Annotated in this window: 17 protein-coding genes; 11 read left to right on the forward strand and 6 right to left on the reverse strand. The window is 51.9% G+C overall.

The features are described from left to right. Positions 1-157 precede the first annotated feature (157 nt). Positions 158-808 (forward strand): porin family protein, encoded by a 651-nt coding sequence (locus GOC95_RS03715; RefSeq protein ID WP_275355841.1) that lies wholly within the window; start codon positions 158-160, stop codon positions 806-808. 90 nt (positions 809-898) lie between these two features. On the opposite strand, the gene GOC95_RS03720 is transcribed toward GOC95_RS03715, so the two are convergent. The 4 genes from GOC95_RS03720 to cysM are packed head-to-tail and all read right to left on the reverse strand — an operon-like array spanning position 899 to position 4517. Beyond that, on the reverse strand, positions 899-1351 hold the full coding sequence (locus GOC95_RS03720) for a YdbL family protein (protein WP_275355843.1): 453 nt from the start codon (positions 1349-1351) through the stop codon (positions 899-901). Beyond that, entirely contained in the window at positions 1348-1596 is a 249-nt protein-coding gene (locus GOC95_RS03725; RefSeq protein ID WP_194748204.1) for a hypothetical protein, read from the reverse strand. The genes GOC95_RS03720 and GOC95_RS03725 overlap by 4 nt, the downstream gene beginning before the upstream one ends. Before the next feature lie 42 nt (positions 1597-1638). Next, the gene (locus GOC95_RS03730) at positions 1639-3573 is read right to left on the reverse strand and encodes a hypothetical protein (protein WP_275355844.1); all 1935 of its coding nucleotides are present in this window, start codon (positions 3571-3573) and stop codon (positions 1639-1641) included. A gap of 50 nt (positions 3574-3623) precedes the next feature. After that, positions 3624-4517, reverse strand: coding sequence for a cysteine synthase CysM (gene cysM, locus GOC95_RS03735; protein WP_275355846.1), 894 nt, complete (start codon positions 4515-4517; stop codon positions 3624-3626). 225 nt (positions 4518-4742) lie between these two features. Here cysM and GOC95_RS03740 point away from each other — a divergent pair, with 225 nt between their 5' ends. Together GOC95_RS03740 and GOC95_RS03745 are read left to right on the forward strand one after the other, a co-directional pair. Next, positions 4743-5870, forward strand: a complete 1128-nt coding sequence (locus GOC95_RS03740) for a GGDEF domain-containing protein (protein WP_275355848.1) — start codon at positions 4743-4745, stop codon at positions 5868-5870. A gap of 53 nt (positions 5871-5923) precedes the next feature. Next, complete coding sequence (locus GOC95_RS03745) at positions 5924-7003, forward strand: hypothetical protein (RefSeq protein ID WP_275355850.1); 1080 nt, start codon at positions 5924-5926, stop codon at positions 7001-7003. On the opposite strand, the gene GOC95_RS03750 is transcribed toward GOC95_RS03745, so the two are convergent. Both GOC95_RS03750 and GOC95_RS03755 read right to left on the reverse strand, forming a co-directional pair. Then, positions 6948-7448: a disulfide bond formation protein B gene (locus tag GOC95_RS03750; RefSeq protein ID WP_275355852.1), complete on the reverse strand. Its 501-nt coding sequence runs from the start codon at positions 7446-7448 to the stop codon at positions 6948-6950. The genes GOC95_RS03745 and GOC95_RS03750 overlap by 56 nt on opposite strands. A 139-nt stretch (positions 7449-7587) precedes the next feature. Continuing rightward, positions 7588-8538, reverse strand: coding sequence for a transglycosylase SLT domain-containing protein (locus GOC95_RS03755; protein ID WP_275355854.1), 951 nt, complete (start codon positions 8536-8538; stop codon positions 7588-7590). Positions 8539-8788: 250 nt separating this feature from the next. Between GOC95_RS03755 and xseA the strand changes: the two genes are divergently transcribed. The 8 genes from xseA to GOC95_RS03795 all read left to right on the forward strand — a co-directional run bounded on the left by xseA (position 8789) and on the right by GOC95_RS03795 (position 18240). Continuing rightward, a complete protein-coding gene (xseA, locus tag GOC95_RS03760) occupies positions 8789-10003 on the forward strand; it encodes an exodeoxyribonuclease VII large subunit (RefSeq protein ID WP_194748210.1) in 1215 nt (404 codons plus the stop codon). 122 nt (positions 10004-10125) lie between these two features. Next, complete coding sequence (locus tag GOC95_RS03765) at positions 10126-12009, forward strand: potassium transporter Kup (RefSeq protein WP_194748211.1); 1884 nt, start codon at positions 10126-10128, stop codon at positions 12007-12009. 156 nt (positions 12010-12165) lie between these two features. Continuing rightward, positions 12166-12978, forward strand: a complete 813-nt coding sequence (locus GOC95_RS03770) for a M48 family metallopeptidase (RefSeq protein WP_275355856.1) — start codon at positions 12166-12168, stop codon at positions 12976-12978. A 100-nt stretch (positions 12979-13078) separates the two neighbouring features. Continuing rightward, the gene (dapD, locus tag GOC95_RS03775) at positions 13079-13906 is read left to right on the forward strand and encodes a 2,3,4,5-tetrahydropyridine-2,6-dicarboxylate N-succinyltransferase (protein ID WP_194748213.1); all 828 of its coding nucleotides are present in this window, start codon (positions 13079-13081) and stop codon (positions 13904-13906) included. A gap of 269 nt (positions 13907-14175) precedes the next feature. Beyond that, positions 14176-16248, forward strand: a complete 2073-nt coding sequence (locus GOC95_RS03780; protein ID WP_275355858.1) for an EAL domain-containing protein — start codon at positions 14176-14178, stop codon at positions 16246-16248. A gap of 79 nt (positions 16249-16327) precedes the next feature. Further along, on the forward strand, positions 16328-16681 hold the full coding sequence (locus tag GOC95_RS03785) for an ArsC family reductase (RefSeq protein ID WP_275355860.1): 354 nt from the start codon (positions 16328-16330) through the stop codon (positions 16679-16681). 5 nt (positions 16682-16686) lie between these two features. Continuing rightward, positions 16687-17829, forward strand: coding sequence for a succinyl-diaminopimelate desuccinylase (dapE, locus tag GOC95_RS03790; RefSeq protein WP_275355862.1), 1143 nt, complete (start codon positions 16687-16689; stop codon positions 17827-17829). 21 nt (positions 17830-17850) lie between these two features. Continuing rightward, positions 17851-18240, forward strand: a complete 390-nt coding sequence (locus GOC95_RS03795) for a GxxExxY protein (RefSeq protein WP_275355863.1) — start codon at positions 17851-17853, stop codon at positions 18238-18240. Positions 18241-18261: the final 21 nt, after the last annotated feature.

Consider the following 18261-nt stretch of genomic DNA (forward strand, 5'->3'; position numbering starts at 1 on the left):
CATCCTGACACTTTACTGCTCGGCGGTCTTAGATGACCGATTTGTGACAGCCCACACCTACAAACATAGTCACACCAAAAGTTACGTAATTTAACCTTTTCTGCTAAAGTAACAAAAAAAACAAATCATTCCTCAATCAGACCGTAAAGGCACTTCTATGAAACTATTGCGTACAACTTCTCTCTTGGGACTATTGCTGATGTCAGCCGCCAGCACTGTGAGTGCCGCTGAGCCAGAAAGCCAGCATGGCTTGCAACAAACACCGTTTTATTTTGGTTTGGATGTCGCTTACCTTCGGCAAAAAAATCAAACACGTGACTTCAAGGAAGCGTGGTTTGATGAGTTTGGCACAACCCCCTCGGTAAAACAGGATAGAAATGCAGGCGCAGGACGGATATTTGCGGGCTACAGCGTCAATGAAAATCTTTCCCTGGAACTTGCGTACTTCAAAACCACTAAAGAAAAAATCGACGCCTCTGATAACATCAGATCAGCGAGCATCAAATACGATGCCAAAGGCGTTGAGTTATCAGGCTTATTCAGCCCTAGCCAATTCCCCAATTTTTTTGTTAAAGCGGGTGCCATTTACTCAGAGTTGGATGCACGTATTAGCGCATCGGCGGGTAACAATGTAGGAAGTAGCTCAGTAAACGATAAAGGCTGGGGCTATGTTGCCGGCTTTGGCTACAAGTATCCGATCAATCAAGTGGTCGATATTAAAGCGACTTATGCCTACTATGGCAGAGTGGCTGGCGACAGTGACTCACACCTGAACCTGTTGTCTCTGGGCTTCCAGTATCACTTTTAAGCTTCTGCTGGCAGGCGGCTAACATCGTCTGCGCAAAACAATCAAGCCGAAATGGAGCTTTCCATTTCGGCTTTTGTATGTTCAGACCGCTTATTTCTTAAGCCACTGTCCATCCTTCTGCACAAACCAGCCCGCTTGCGCTTTATCCATCCAGCGTTGGGCAAAGGTGCGCTGAATCTCGCCTGCCCACTCTGGATGCCCATTGGCGGCAGCAATGCCCTGGTAGAGCTGGGTGCGATCGTTGTTCTCCTGATTGACCAAGCTGGTGACCATGTTACGTTGTGATAATGGCACTCCGCTGGCCTCTTTGATGGCAATATAGCCATCCGCGGTAAAGCCAATTGCGCCTGACTGGTAGTAAGGCAGTAATTGCGGATGGCGCGCTTGCATGCTGGCTTTAACTGCGGCCAGTGCAGGCGTGTTGATATCCAAATCTGCGGCTGCCAGTGCGGCAGTCGGTGCGGCAACCAGCAAAATGGTAGTCAGCACAGAGATTGCAGACTGACGATAGCGGCACAACAGGTTAAACAGTGCATGGATCATGGTTTGATCTCCTGAACAGAGGGGGACACAGGGTCTTGAGTCGTCGCCGGCGGGGTCGGCGCGGTAGAGCTGGCTGGCAGTTGCCAGACCTCATCAATCACCTTGTCAGCCGCTTTTTCAGCGGCAGCGGCGGGAAAGTAAATATTAATGGTGACACATGCACTGAGCAGCATGGCCAGGCTGAGTATCAAACGCTTGAAAACGACGCTGTGCCTTTGAACCGTGTTTTGTTGTTGCCTACCCATCACGCGAATTCCTTTCTTTAAAACTATCGCCATTGAGTGCGCTTATTTGACGATCATTTTGCTATTGCTATCAGTGATCCGCCGCATGCGGGCCAGCATATCTTTCCAGCTGACATATTCGGTATAGCCATTCACGTTGACTGAGGGAATCCCCTCACCTTTGACGATGACGAATCCGCCCGGAATCTGCTCAACACCGCCCATTTTACAAACATCCCCACGCAGCTCGCAGCTTAAACCCATTTTTTCATAGCCAAACTGTTTGAAAAAACGCAAAAACGTCCGTTGCAGGGCTGCCGCCGTGCCCTCACCACCCAATGCAGTGATGTTTTCGACCGCGCGTTGAGACACTTTTTTCTCAAAAGGGCCATCCGCAGTCTGTATCACAGCATTCATAGAGACAGGCTTCCAGTTTTGTAAGCGCAAATGCTGGACATCACCTTCCAGTTTGCCGGTAATCGAACCAAAATTAAACGTCCGCGTGATCTCACCCATATCAATCTCTCGCATGCGCAGATTGGCATGCAGCTTGGGGACAGCCCCCAGCGGATCATCGACTTCCAGATCAGAGAGCGCGACTTGCCCTTTAAACAAGCTCAGCTGCATCTCCCCATCCATGCGCAAGGCATGGTTGGCATAAGTTACGAGTGGAATCTGGCCTTTGATCTCACCTCGCATGACAGGCCAGCCGAGCGCCTGGCTAAAGGTGCGCATGCTGATGGGCTGCATGTCCATCTTCAGGTGCCAGACCATGCTCTGATGTATCCAGGCGGCAGACACGTCTTCAAAGATCAAGGCGCCATCCAGCACAGGCAAGCTCAAAGTTGGACTGGTAATCGAGAACCGATTCACGTTTGCCTGCCATTGCGTTTTTCCGAGCGGAATCTTAAGCACATGGCCAGAGGCATAGCCCATGCTGATCTGCTGCGGCTGATCGTAATCCCAGGGAATATGCGCATTCAGATGGGCAAAGCCAAACTTGCCACGTTGATCTTCAACCGTGGCATCCGCAACATCCAGCTGAAACTTCACCGGCTGCAGGCCTTTGGCCTCAAAAGACCAGTCGGCTTTGCCATTCACCTTGAGCTGTCCGAACACGGAATCAGGCAGCAAAGGCTGGATAAACGACTGGTAAAGGCCGTTAAAATCGACGTCTTTGGCATCCAGCTTTAAAAACTCAAAGCGCTGGCTATCCAGATTAAACCGGCTTTGACTGTGTAACGTGCCTACGCCTTGCAATGACAAGGTCGCTGCTTCAATCTCCAGGATGGGCGATGCATACAGGCCACGGATTTCAAATCGCTTGTTGCCCTCGGCAAAATAAAATGGTTGCCAGAACAACTCGCCTTGTTGCCATTCAAATACGCCTTGCCAGCGCCAGCCATTCGCCACCTCATGCGCAGCAATATGCATCACCCCGGTCAGTCTCTCCGCCGCATGCAAGCCTGCGGCATCACTGAATTTGGCGTCTTTCACCGCCAGTTGCAGCTCAAGCCCTCTGCTGGCCTTGGTGTTCGATGCAGTGTGCCAGGTCGGCATCACCGTCAGATTAAACGGGATATGTGAACGGACATCATGATACAAGCCATCATTACACTGCCAAGTCTCCTGACTGGCTTGTGTCGGCAACTGGCAATACACGTGGAACTTGCCCCAGACCTCATCTTGCATCGCTTTGACTTCAGCATCAACCGTCATCAACGGTTGCCGAGTTTGCAGACGGTAATCCAGATAGATGCGCGGGCGGCGTACCTGGTAATCAGGCATTTTTAACTGCTCGGAGGTAATCAGCAGGCTGGGGCGCGTACTGATCTCCAGTGTCATATCCGGGTGATCAATGCTGGCATTGCCCACCTGCAAGCGCTCGGCATGAATTTGTACATGCTGTTTGCGCTGCAAGTTCACCACCGCATGCGGGTGGTCGAGTTGAAAGAAATCGCCTTGGATGCTTTCGGCACTGAGGCTAAGCTCGGTCATGGCCCAAAGCGGCATAGACCAACAGCACAGCAGCAGTGCCCACAGGCGCATCAATCGGGAAACACACCTGTAGACAAGTAGCGGTCGCCACGATCGCACACAATGGTGACAATCACCGCATTGTTCACTTCTTTGGAGAGTTGCATTGCCGTATACAAGGCACCGCCGCTGGAAATCCCGGCAAAAACGCCTTCTTTGGTTGCCAGTTTGCGCGTGGTCTCTTCCGCATGCTTCTGGCTCACATACCGCAACCCGTCTATGCGTTTGGGGTCATAAATTTTAGGCAGATAGGCTTCTGGCCATTTGCGGATCCCCGGGATTTGCGCCCCCTCCTCCGGCTGCACGCCGATGATCTGAATGGCAGGATTTTGCTCCTTGAGAAAGCGCGAAGTGCCCATAATCGTGCCAGTGGTGCCCATGCTGGATACAAAGTGTGTCACCGCTCCGGCGGTATCACGCCAGATTTCCGGCCCGGTCCCTTCATAATGCGCTTGCGGATTATCCAGATTGCCAAACTGATCCAGCACAATGCCCTCGCCTTCTGCTTGCAACTTCAGTGCCACATCGCGTGCCAACTCCATACTGCCGTCTTTGGGTGTCAAGATCAGTTCAGCGCCATATGCCTTCATGCTTTGACGGCGTTCAACGGACTGGTTTTCCGGCATCACCAACACCATTTTGTAACCGCGCATGGCCGCCACCATGGCCAGTGCAATGCCGGTATTGCCACTGGTCGCTTCAATCAGCGTATCGCCTGGCTTGATTTGCCCGCGTTGCTCTGCCCGCACAATCATGCTGTAGGCAGGCCGGTCTTTAACTGACCCGGCCGGATTATTGCCTTCCAGCTTGAGCAAGATCGTATTGCTCGGATTCGGGTTCATACGCTGCAAAGCCACCAGCGGCGTGTTTCCAACAAAATTGTCCAGGGTCAGGTAAGGTTTCATAGGGACCGATAATCTGTTTTCGGGGATGAAGTAAGACCACTCCGAAACATAAAAATTTGTGAATGCGCGCGTACGATGACACGCAGCAGCTTAATATATGTAAAATTCAGCGGTAATGTACAGCTAACGACAAAGTCTCAATTTTACATAATCTGATCGCATCACAAAAACAATTATTCTTTAGGATACCGGATGTTGAAAAAGTGGTTTAGCCAAGCGCTTGTCATGATGTTGCATCCCATCAAGCTTTTTCCAGCGTCCGGCGATGCGGACCACATGCGTTACAAGGTGGTTTTCCTAAACAACGTGTTCACCTTCTTTGGCATCGTGTCTTTTAGCATGGGCATCATCCGTTGGCGCGTGCATCCGCTCATCGGCATCGTGGATATTGTGTTTGGTCTGATTGCGTTTGCCTTGCTATGGGCCTTGCGCCGCAACAAACAGCGCGTCGAGCTGATCTCCGGCATTGCCCTCTGGTTATGCTTTCTCCAGTTTTTGACGGTCTATTTTCTGGCGACTGGCAACAGTACCCGGAGCGGATTATTGCTCCTTATTCTTGCTGGAGCGTTTTACCTCAAAGGCAGGCAGATGGGCTACCAGATGCTGGCGATTTTACTGTTGCTGGTGGTGGGCAATCACTTAACGCATCTCTTCCCCTCAGAATATGGTCATCTGGATATTCTGAGCTTGTGCCTGTACCTGCTTGGACAGTTTTTCATCATCCGCAACTACGAATGCCTGCGTGAAAGCCAGACCAATCATTTAAAAGCCCTGAACACCGATCTCGAAGCATTGGTCAAACAGCGGACCGAACAACTGGCTGCGGCCAATACCGCCCTGCAAGTTGAAAAAGAAAACTTAAAAACGCTGTCCAGCACCGACTTTTTAACTGGTTTGAGCAATCGTCAGCACTTTGAAACAGTGTTTGCTGAGCATACCCACACGGTCGGCAGGAAAATCTCGGATGCGCTGATTCTGATAGATATAGACCGTTTTAAATCCATCAATGACACGCACGGCCATGTCATCGGTGACCAGGTCATTAAAACCGTCGCCGAATGCATCAAGAAAAATACGCGCCTGTCTGACATTGCCGTGCGCTGGGGAGGCGATGAAATGATGATTTATGCGCCCCGCATCACCCTTGCTCAGGCGGCAAAGCTGGCCGAAAAAATCCGGCAGCAGGTACACGCCAGATCTTTGCCCGACATTGGCCAGATCAGCATCAGTTGCGGCGTGGCAATGTTGCGGATGGGGGACAGCTTGACACAATTGCTGCATCGAGCAGACCAGGCACTATATGAGGCCAAGCAGGCCGGACGCAATCAGGTCGCTATCTCCGCCGCAGAATAATCATTACAATGGCGGCCACTTGCCGCTGCTTTCTATTTATGACCATTGATTTTATGCTATTCAAAAACGCACTTCCCGCCTGTCTGACGCTGTTTACAAGCTGCCTGTTTACCAGCCCACCCCTGCATGCCGAACAATGGCATACGGTGCAAGGACGGGAAAAGTTTCTGACGGTGTCGGTTGATTTAGACTCCATGCAAGTCGGCCAGCACGAAGACATTATCCTTTTCAAGCTGCGTACAGACGATCATGACGATACGATTGCCACCAAATTGGTACAAGCCTCCTGCAGTGAGTTTTCGATGGAGGTTGAACGCGAAGTGGTATTTCACAAGTCCGAACTTGCCTCAGAGACGCTGGACTGGAAAAACGATCAGACACTCAAGCAACGGCCAGATTATGCCTCTGCCAGACTGTCGTTCTGGGGGGTGACGCAAGCCTACGGCCAGGCCATTTCGCTGGCATGCCGCATGACGGGCAATCGCGCACCGGAACGCCTGCAAAGCATGCAGCAAGACCAGTGCAGCGTCTCTAACCCGCTGTATAAAGTCGCCTGTGCCAGCCATCCCAATTGGCGGGCCAATTACAAATTGTATCTATCCCGCTCGCACGACGTCATCCATAACTGTGGCATTTCTGACGAACGCATGACCAAGCAGGCGGCCTGGTTATTGAAAAGCGTGATGCGCTGTCAGGATGAACGCTGTGGCAACGAAATTCTGGAATACTGGATTAACCAGCGTGGCCGCGATATTGCCAGTGTGATCCATATGCAAAAGACCTCGGGAAAGGCCTGGACCATCCCCAGCGAACCTGTCCCCTTGTGCCAATCGCTGAATCAGGCGGATCAGGCAATCGCCAGCCTGCAAACCGAAGAGGTGTATGCCAAAGCCAAATATCTGGGTTGCCTCAAGCGCGAGACTGCCAAGCTTAAGGCCGCCAGCGTGCCGGCAGAGAGCATCTCGCAACGAGCCGAGCAGTCATGCGAAGCGCATTTTAAAGCCTGGCATGACGCGATTGAAAAACAAGCGGCCATGCTGGATGAAAGCACCCCCGAAGTTGAGATCGAGACTTTTGCTATCCAGCGCGACGGCTACGAAATAGCCAGGCAGCATACACCGCAAACAGAATAAAACTGATCAGGCCCAATTGGGGCAAGGTTAATCCCAGAAACGTCCAGTCTATGGCGGCACAATCGCCCGTACCACGAAATACCAGGGTAAGTGCTTTTTTCAGCGGGAAGTTTTCAAACATGTAATCAAAGCCGACACCACAATCGGCAAAGATTTCTTCTTTGTGTGCCTGTAGCCACCAGTGGCGTATCGCCACCCCCGCGCCGCCAAGCGCCGTCAACACCTCGATCAGGGCCAATCCGGCATGTAGCCAAGATCTGGGGGAGACAAAGACGTGCAGCAAAAACAACAAGCCCAGGCTCATGAAAATGATGCGTTGCGAGATACACAAGGGGCAGGGTTCAAGCTGGTTTTGTACTTGAATATACAAAGCGAGTGCCACAATGCCAAATCCGGCCAAAAATCCCAATACATAGCCGCCACGCCCTCTAAACCATGCTGCCATTGCCCGCTCCTACCCGATGATCAAATGCAAATTGTAATGGATAACGCAGCTAATAGGCAGCCTGGGTGTGGATGGTTCCCGGTTTTTTAAGTTGGCCTGGCTATCCCGGTCAAACAGCACAAACAGTCAGCAGAAAGATTCAGGAGTTGGCCGCCGGGCTCTGCCCGTCACGCATGGCCTCAGTTTGCCTGATTTCGTGATGTTTTTTCTTGTAGTAACGCGCCACGCGCTTCACATAGTCGCGTGTCTCCGGGTAAGGCGGGATGCCCTGATGTCTGGACACCGCATGTTCCCCGGCATTGTAAGCCGCTACGACGCGCTCGACATCGCCATCAAAGTAATTGATCAACCAGCGCAGGTAGGACAAGCCGCCTTTGATATTTTGCTCAGGATCATAAGCATCCTTGACGTGAAACCTGGCCTGCGTCTCGGGTAGCAATTGCATCAGGCCCTGGGCCTTTTTGCGTGAAGTTGCTTTGGGATTAAAGCCGGACTCCACCGCAATCACGGCCATCGCCAAATCAATGTCTACTCCATAAGCAGGCGCATGTTTTTTGACCAGCGTGTAAATGGGGCCGCGTTTGCGGAACAGCACCTCAGCCGCTGACTGCCCCTGATTTTGCATGCAGGCGGGCAGCTTGGCCACGGAGGCATTACCAGTGCCCTGGTCCAGCCAGATCCGGGCATCGCGATGGCCTTGAATCGCCGCCAGGCTGAAAAAACGCGCGGCAATATCATGATTGACCTCCACGCCTTTGCCCATGCTGTAAAACCAGCCCATGGCAAATTGCGCATCAGGATCACGGGTTTCTGCAGCCAACGCACAGTAATGGGCGTGCGCCTCGGCATAACTGCTGATCCCAAGCGCATTTTTTGTGCCTGTCGCCAGACTCACCTGTAATTTAATGAATTGCTTGTAGGCGTCATTCTGCATCACCGCCTGCTCGCGCTTGTAGCTGGCCATGACAGGATTCGTGGTCTCGACCGCGGCTACTTCCGTCTCGGGCGGCGATTTGTCAGACGTTTCATCCGCCTGCGCCTGCGCAACCAGTCCCAAGCCATGCACAGCACTTGTGTACAGACAACACATAAAAAATGATCGCGCAAAAAATAAATATTTTTTCATTCGCATACAATCCTGAGGGAAATGACCTTGCTTCAAGGTCAGACAGTCATCAACCATTCCCATGCTGCTCATATCAAGACGCCGCTTTTACCCAAAAGTGCCCCTCTATATTGAATCAGTGTTCAGCATCCCCACAGAGCGCCTCTGCTCAGACACCGGCCATTCGATGAAAGACATAGCCAAATCCAGCGGGGCTGAGGGATAATGTGCAGCTATGGCTAGCTTGTTATCGACATCATTCAAACAAATCTTGAGTGTCAGCGACCTCACCCGACTCACCAAAGAGTTGCTGGAAACCAGTTTTCCCCTCTTTTGGATCTCGGGCGAGCTCTCAAACTTCACCCGTGCCGCCAGTGGCCACTGGTATTTTTCGCTCAAGGATGAACGCGCACAAATCCGTTGTGTGATGTTTAAAGGGCGCAATAGCGTATTAGGCATGGTGCCGCGCGAAGGGGACCTGATTGAGGCGCGTGCCACGGTCACGCTGTATGAAGCCAGAGGCGATGTACAACTGACGGTGGAATTTATGCAGCCCGCTGGCCTGGGCAAATTGTATGAAGCTTATGAACAACTCAAGCAGCGCTTACAAAACGAAGGGCTGTTTGCTGCCGAGCGTAAACAAGCCATTCCGGCCAATCCGCAACGCATAGGCGTGGTGACCTCAGCGGATGCCGCCGCCTTGCGCGATGTGTTAACCGCCATCCGCCGCCGTGCGCCGGCCATGTCTGTCATCATCTACCCGACGCCGGTGCAAGGCAAAGGCGCTGCCGAGCTGATTGCGCAAGCCATTCATCTGGCTGATCAGCGGCAAGAGGTTGATACGCTGCTGATTTGCCGCGGTGGTGGCAGCATAGAAGACTTATGGTCATTTAATGAAGAGGTGGTTGCACGCGCAATCGCCGCTTGTCGCCTGCCGACCATTAGCGGGGTGGGCCATGAAACAGATTTCACCATTGCCGATTTTGTCGCTGACTTGCGCGCGGCCACACCGACAGCGGCAGCCGAATTGGCCTGCCCGGATCAGGCGCAGCTTCGCGATCAACTCAGGCAATTACAATTAAGGCTGGGCCGGGCCATGCAATCTTGCTTGCGCCAGCAAAGCCAGACCCTGGACTACTTGTCCAGACGCCTGATCTCCCCCACCCAGCATCTGCAACAACAGCGCCGCGGTCTGCAGCAATGGCAACACAGACTGCAACTGGCCATGCAGCAAGGTTTACAAACGCAACAACGCAAACTGCAATACCTGTCCGCCAGCCTGCAACAACTCAACCCGCATCAGGTGTTGGCCAGGGGCTATGCCATTGTGCAAAAAGCCGATGGCCGCGCAGTGACCGCGGCCAGCGAACTCAGCCTGCAGACGCCCTTGAAACTGACCTTGCATCAAGGTCAGGCAGAGGTGGTGGTGACGCAAATCAGCCCCGACTAGGCGCTCCACTTTTCGTGTAATCGTCCACATGCATTTAGGTCATCAAGATAATTTGCGTCAAAATCTTTGGTGAAGCTCTAAAATTACCCGATAATAATCGTTTGTCTTTAGCTGTTCACACAATGGACCATACAAAAAATCAGCAAACGGCGCTCCATACCATGGCTCTCGCCGCGCTAGGTGTCGTTTTCGGTGACATTGGCACCAGCCCGCTCTACACCATGAAAGAAGTCTTTGCAGTCGGGCACCACCCACTGTTACTGACACAAGCCAATGTCTACGGCATCTTGTCGCTAATCACCTGGGCGCTATTGCTGATTGTGTCGTTCAAATATGTGGCCTTTATCATGCGGGCAGATAACCGTGGTGAAGGCGGCATCATGGCGATGCTGTCTTTGGCTAGCCGCTATGCTGGCGGCGAACCCGACCAGCGTAAACGCATCATGCTGCTAGGTATTATCGGGGCCTGCATGTTTTATGCCGACGGCATGATCACCCCCGCCATTTCCGTGCTCTCAGCGGTTGAGGGCCTCGAGGTGGCAGCACCGCAACTGGATAGCTGGATCGTCCCCATTACTTTGTGCGTCCTGTTTGTATTGTTCTGGGCACAAAGCAAAGGCACCGCTGTCGTCGGTGCTTTTTTTGGTCCTATCATGCTGACCTGGTTCTCGGTATTAGGCATTTTGGGCATCCTCAATATCAGTCATCACCCCGAAATTCTTAAGGCTTTAAGCCCCTTCTACGCTTATCAGTTTTTTGCCACCCAGCCCAAAATTGCGTTTATTGCGCTCGGTGCGGTAGTCCTAGCCGTGACCGGTGCCGAAGCCTTGTATGCTGACATGGGTCACTTTGGCCGTAAACCGATTCGCCTTGCCTGGTTTTTGTTCGTGTTGCCTGCACTGATTTGCAACTACTTTGGGCAAGGCGCACTTATTCTGGCCGAGCCAGAGTCCATTCAAAACCCGTTTTACCACCTGGCCCCAGACTGGGCCTTGTTCCCGCTGATTATCCTGGCAACCCTGGCGACCGTGATTGCCTCCCAGGCCGTGATTACCGGCGCGTTCTCTGTTTCGCGCCAGGCGCTGCAACTTGGCTTTATTCCGCGCATGCATGTCTCGCACACCTCAGAGCAAACAGAGGGCCAGGTCTACATGCCGCGTGTCAACTGGGGCCTAATGGTCGCAGTCATGGGCCTGGTGCTGATTTTTGGCAGTTCTGGTGACCTGGCGGCAGCCTACGGTATTGCCGTGACCGGCGATATGGTCATCACAACCTTGCTGGCGGCCGTGGTGTTCCACCACCTGTGGGGCTGGAGCAAACTCAAAACGGCCTGCCTGATTTCGCTATTTCTTGTCATTGACCTCTCGTTTTTTGCGGCCAACATTCTCAAAATCCCGGATGGTGGCTGGGTGCCTTTATTGATCGGCATCATCATCTTCACGCTGATGCGTACCTGGAAAACCGGGCGCAGACTGCTTTACCAAATTCTCAAGTCCGAATCCATGGAGCTGATCCCGTTTGTGCAAGCGATTGGGGCGCACCCGCCCGCCCGTGTCAATGGTGCAGGCGTGTTTATGACGCCCAACCCGGATGGTGTGCCGCATGCGCTACTGCATAATCTCAAACACAACAAGGTACTGCATGACAAAGTGGTGATCCTGACGGTGCGTTTTGTTGATTACCCCTACACCACGCTGGAAGAGCGCGCCTCGATGGAGGTGCTGCCTTACGGTTTTTACCGCGTGACCTTGCGTTATGGTTATATGGACGAACCAGACTTGCCACGTGACCTGCCATTGACCGAACCATTCGGCCTCACGCTGGACACCATGGATACCTCGTTCTTTATCGGCAAGGAAATCCTGCTGGCCTCAGATAAACCCGGCATGGCGTTCTGGCGTAAAAAAATCTTTATTGGCTTGTTTAGAACGGCAGAGTCGATTACCAACCAGTTCAAATTACCGCCTAACCGGGTGGTAGAGCTAGGCTCGCAAGTCAAAATTTAACCGGAATGACTGATACTTAAGAGTCAAGCATTCAGCGATCAGCAACGACATGCATTCCGCACTGAATGGGTAGACTGATCGCAGCACCTGAATGGAATGATCATAAAAACGAATGGTCACTGCCAATACGTGACCTAGAAACAAGAGGAGAAACACATGCCGACCATTAAAACCCTGGGAATAGCCTGCCTGTGCGCCTTGTTGTCTGCCTGCGCCAGCACCACCAACAATAGCGTCTCGGGCGTACAGCGTAGCCAGCTCTTGCTGTTACCCTCAGCGACCGTGGATAAAATGTCTGCGCAATCGTATACGCAAACCCTGCAAGATGCGCAAAAGAACCATACCCTTAACGCAGATAAGGCCTTGCTGAATCGCGTGACTACCATTTCTCACCGCCTGATCACCCAGGTCGGCGTGTTCCGGCCAGATGCCACCAAATGGAAATGGGAAATCAATGTCGAAAAAAATGACCAGCTCAATGCCTATTGCATGCCTGGCGGCAAGATCATGGTGTTTTCCGGTCTGGCCGAAAAACTCAATGCCACCGATGATGAGCTAGCCGCGGTGATTGGCCACGAAATCTCGCATGCCTTGCGTGAGCATGGCCGTGAGCGTATGTCACAAGCCTATGTTCAGCAGTTCGGTTTACAGGCACTCGCGGCCTACATAGGCGGCACCGCGGGCAATATGGCGGCACAAGGCGCCAGTATGGGCAGCCAGCTGTTCTTCTCCTTGCCCAATGGCCGTGAACAGGAGCGTGAAGCGGATCGCATAGGGCTGGAGCTGGCGGCGCGCGCCGGTTACAACCCGGAAGCCGCAGTCAGCTTATGGAAGAAAATGATGGCGGCCAACAAGGAAGCGCCCCCCGAATTCTTAAGTACGCACCCCTCCAGTGAAAACCGTATTAAAGACCTGCAGGCACTGGTGCCCAAGGTCATGCCGCTCTACTTAGCTGCCAAAGGCAAGTAAGTGCTGGCGTAAAGGCCCGTCTTTCATCGACGGCCCCTGCCCTTTCAAAATTAGGTTAAAATTTCGGGTTTACTGTTTTTCAATCGAACAAGAGAAGATTATGGATCCACGTCAAAGCATTATTGAAGCGGCCTTTGAAGACCGCGCCAACATCAACCCTGCCAATGCTCCGGCAGACGTCAAAGCCACCGTGGCTTCTATTCTGGATGATCTGGATGCGGGCAAACTGCGTGTAGCTACCCGGATTGGCGATAGCCAGCAATGGGAAACGCATCAGTGGATCAAAAAAGCAGTCTTGCTGTCCTTCCGCCTCAAAGACAACTATTTGATGGATGATGGCGTCACCCGCTACTTCGATAAAGTGGATCCAAAATTTGCCAACTACACCGAAGAAGACTTCAAGGCAGGTGGCTTCCGCGTGGTGCCTAACGCCATAGTGCGCAAAGGCTCTTTCATTGCGAAAAATGCTGTCTTGATGCCGTCTTACGTCAACATTGGCGCCTACGTTGGTGAAGGCACCATGGTAGACACCTGGGCAACCGTAGGTTCCTGCGCACAAATCGGTAAAAATGTGCACTTATCCGGCGGTGTTGGCATTGGTGGCGTACTGGAACCTGTACAAGCCGGTCCAACCATCATTGGCGATAACTGCTTCGTCGGCGCGCGCTCAGAAGTGGTTGAAGGCGTGGTGGTTGAAGACAACTGCGTGATTTCCATGGGCGTTTACATCGGCCAATCCACTAAAATCTATGACCGCGAAACCGGCGAAGTGCATTATGGTCGCGTGCCTGCAGGTTCTGTGGTCGTTTCAGGCAACCTGCCTTCCAGCGATGGCAAGTACAGCCTGTATTGCGCCGTCATCGTGAAAAAAGTGGATGCCAAAACCTTGGGTAAGGTTGGCATCAACGAGTTGTTGCGCGGCATTTAATACGCCTGGCGACATAAAATAAAGAGTCACTTCAACCGGCCTGCTCAAGTTATTGCGCGCCGGTTCCGATAAAGGAGTGACTCTCAATACCGTAAAGATGTCCCGCAAGCAAGACAGCGTGAGCATTCTTGAATAGTTGAGTGTTAACCCGTTGGAGAGTCAGTAGTCCGAGCAATCCCAGCAGTAAAGCAATGAGCAATACAGAGCAAGCACAAAGAACAAGTAGTCGTGCCACACATTAAACAATCAAAATAAACGTGCAATTACTTATGATAACAACGCAAATGCTATTGGTCGCACTCTTTACATCCAGCGTCGTTGGATGCTTTTTTGCGTTCAAACTGGTTGATCGTTTGCGTGTTGCCACTCCCAAAGAGCATGACTTCATGCTCAAAAAATATGCCGTCGTCATGGCAGCTGGTATCTTCAGCCTGCATGCTGGCTACCAGTTTCTCGCAGATAATATCCCTAAGGTTAGCCAACATCCTATCGACCTGATTGGCTGCATGCTGTGCAGCTATCTGTTGGCGGCCGCTATCCTCAAAACGGTCCATAAAAAAAGACTGCCCTTACGTGATCTGCTCTCCGCTTCTGCGGCCACCGGCATCAGTGGCTACCTGCTGTCTTATTTTTATCAGATCAGTGCCGGGGCCATCAATATCCGCATAGACACCTGGACCGCCCTGTTTTCCCTGTTCCTGGCCTGCCTGACCGCCGCCCTGGCAATTGTCACCATCCTCTGGCTCAAAGGCTATAGCGGCAAACTCGAAAAACGTTTGAAGTGGATGTTTTCGATAGAAATTGCACTGGGCTTTTTGGCCTCGCACACGGCCATCAACCTCAGTATTGTGCATAACAATATGCTGATTGGGCAGCCCAGCGATCAAGCCGATAATTATTTAATGCTACTGCTGGTTCTGGTCCCGGTCTTTTTATTTATCACCTCGTTTATTCTGGTGATTTTTTATGAGCGCAATATCGATCTAGCGCAAAGCAAACTGACCTTCCGCAATACGCAAACCGTCAATAAAAAATTCCTGGCCTATGATCCGCTCACACACCTGCCCAACCGGGATGCCTTGAACCAGCACCTGATCCTGAGTGCCAAGCGCTGTGACCGTAACGGGGAATCGCTGGCCCTGGCTTATATCGACTTGGATCACTTCAAACCGGTCAATGACCAGTTTGGTCACCATATTGGCGATTTGCTGCTGATTGAAGTCTCCAAGCGTATCAGCAATGCCATCCGCAATTGTGATTATGTGGCACGTGCCGGTGGCGACGAGTTTATTGCCGTATTGAGTGAGATTGAAAATCACCAGAGCGTGGTCACAGTGATTCAGCGTGTGGTGGATGCGTTACGCGAAACGTTTGTGATTGAAGATCACGTGATTGAGATTTCGTGCTCGGTGGGCGTGTCCATGTATCCACAAGACGGCAACCTGCAAAAACTCAAACTGAATGCAGACGCCGCCATGTACAAGGCCAAGGAAAACGGCAAAAACCAGTATCGATTCTTTGATGCCGAGATCGAGCAAGCCTCTGACGAGATGCAACAAACCCGTATTGAACTCAAGCAAGCCATTAGCGAGCAAGAGTTCAGGCTACTGTTTCAGCCCAAAGTGGATGCCATCACGCGCATGGTCCATGGCGCCGAAGCGCTGTTACGCTGGCAGCATCCGGCGCGCGGACTGCTCTCCCCCAACAGTTTTATTGAAGCGGCTGAGCGCTTTGGCATGATTGAAGAAATCAATGCCTGGGTCATCTCCCAGGCCTGCCGCACAATTAGCCAGGCGCGCGATCGCGGCATAGACCTAAGCATTTCAGTCAACATGTCCAACCAGCAGTTCCGCAACAAACAGTTGGGCGCGCTGATTCAATCGATTCTTGAAGCGCATGCCGTAGAATCCCGCAACCTCATTCTGGAAGTGTCTGAAACTAACGCCATTCATCATCAGGGCCAGTTCAAGGACACATTGCGCCAATTTAAACAGCAGGGCCTTAAAATCTCGCTGGATGATTTTGGCTTGCATCCGTTCAGCCTCACACATTTAGAAGACCTGGAAGTCAGCGAAGTCAAACTGGACCGCTCCCTGACCAAAAACGTGGCGGTTTCGCACACCTCGCTCTCGATTGTTGAGGCTATCGTCAAACTGGCGCATGCACTCAATCTGAACGTCGTCGCCGAAGGCGTGGAAGACGAGGAACAGCGCAAAGCGCTGGTCAACATCGGCTGTGACCAAATGCAGGGTTTCCTGTTCTCAAAACCGGTAGAGCAACAATACCTGTTTGATGTATTTAGCAAACTGCAATCGCAGTCAGCAACCCAAAACCTGTTCTGAGGTTATGTGAACACCGCAATAAATGGCGACGCCATCTGCCGTGGCTGGTAAAATAAGTTTTTTAGCTTGATGATCAGCCATGAAACTATACGGCATCCCCAATTGCAATACCGTCAAAAAAGCGCGTGACTGGCTGGACCAACACGCCATTGCATACGAATTTCACGACTTCAAGAAACAGGGCCTGGATAGCGTCACCGGCCAAGCCTGGCTGCAACAATATCCTTGGGAAAAACTGGTGAACCGCAGCGGGATGACCTGGCGCAATTTGGCCGAAGTGGAAAAAAATAGCGTAGTAGATGCTGCCTCTGCACTTGCCCTGATGCAGTCCAAAACCTCGGTGATTAAACGCCCGGTATTGGTCAACGCCGATAAAATCATCGCCCTCGGTTTTAATGAAGCCGATTACCGCCAACTGTTTGCTCAAGAATAACCACTATGTCAAAAACACTGGATCTTGCCATTGATTTGCTTAAACGCCGCTCGCTGACGCCAGAAGATACTGGCTGTCAGGAGGCCATGATTGCCCGCCTGGCGCCACTGGGGTTCAAGATCGAGCGCATGCGTTTTGGCGAGGTCGATAACTTTTATGCCAGACGCGGCACCACCGGTCCACTGATCGTGTTTGCCGGCCATACCGATGTCGTCCCCACTGGCCCGTTGGACCAATGGCATACGCCACCGTTTGAGCCTACGATTAAAGACGGCATGCTGTATGCACGCGGCGCGGCAGACATGAAAACCTCGCTCGCTGCGTTTATCACCAGCATCGAAGAATTTATCGCCGAACATCCTGACCATCCTGGTTCGATTGGCCTGCTGATCACCTCAGATGAAGAAGGTATTGCGATTGAGGGAACCGTCAAAGTGGTGGAGGCGTTGCAAGCCCGCGGCGAAAGCTTTGATTACTGCATTGTGGGTGAGCCCACCAGCAACAAAGTGGTCGGTGACATGATTAAAAATGGCAGACGCGGCTCCCTGTCCGGCAAACTCATCGTCAAAGGCATTCAGGGCCATATTGCCTATCCGCATCTGGTGAAAAACCCGATTCATCTGGCAGCTCCGGCCATTAAAGACATGGTTGAAACCGTATGGGACAACGGCAACGAATATTTTCCGCCGACTTCCTGGCAGATTTCTAACATCAACGGCGGCACCGGCGCGACCAATGTGGTGCCTGGGCATGTTGAGATATTGTTTAACTTCCGCTACTGCCCTGAGGTGGATGGGCAAGGCAGCTCTGAGCAAAGTTTGCGTACGCGCGTCCACGCGATTCTGGACAGCCACGGCTTTGAATACAGCCTGGATTGGGAGCATAACCAGTCCTATATCACGCCACGCGGCAAGCTTGTAGAAGCTATCAGCAACGCGATTGTGCAGAGTTACGGGGTCACTCCCGAGCTTTCTACCACTGGCGGTACCTCCGATGGGCGCTTTATTGCCGATATCTGCAAAGAAGTGATTGAATTCGGGCCGTTGAATGCCACCATCCATAAATTGAACGAATGCGTCGCCGTGGCCGATATTGAGCCACTCAAAGAAACCTATAAGCACACCATGGAATTATTGTTGCTGGGTTGATTTAACCGCCGATAAACGCTAATGAACGCCGATCAAGAAAGACTGGCACTTGACGCACTCACCGGTAGAGTTATCGGTTGTGTATATGCAGTCAGTAACTATCTTGGGTGTGGTTTTTTAGAAAAAGTGTATGAAAATGCTCTGCTATTGGAATTGAGGAGTGCAGGCCTGACTGCAAAAGCTCAATATCCGGTCGCGGTTTATTACAAAAATACTATGGTTGGTGAGTATTTTGTCGACATCTTGGTGAATGAATGCATCATTTTAGAATTGAAAGCATGCAATGCACTCTCACCAGAACACCAGTCACAATGCATGAATTACCTTAAAGCGACCCATTTGAAAGTATGCCTACTTATTAATTTTGGCAGAGCAAAAGTGGATATCAAGAGAATCGTCAATCAGTTCTGAATCGACACCTCTTCGTATCGG

Origin of the sequence: Methylophilus sp. YYY-1, assembly GCF_029132825.1 — a bacterium.
In the GTDB taxonomy this organism is placed as follows: Bacteria; Pseudomonadota; Gammaproteobacteria; order Burkholderiales; family Methylophilaceae; genus Methylophilus; species Methylophilus glucosoxydans.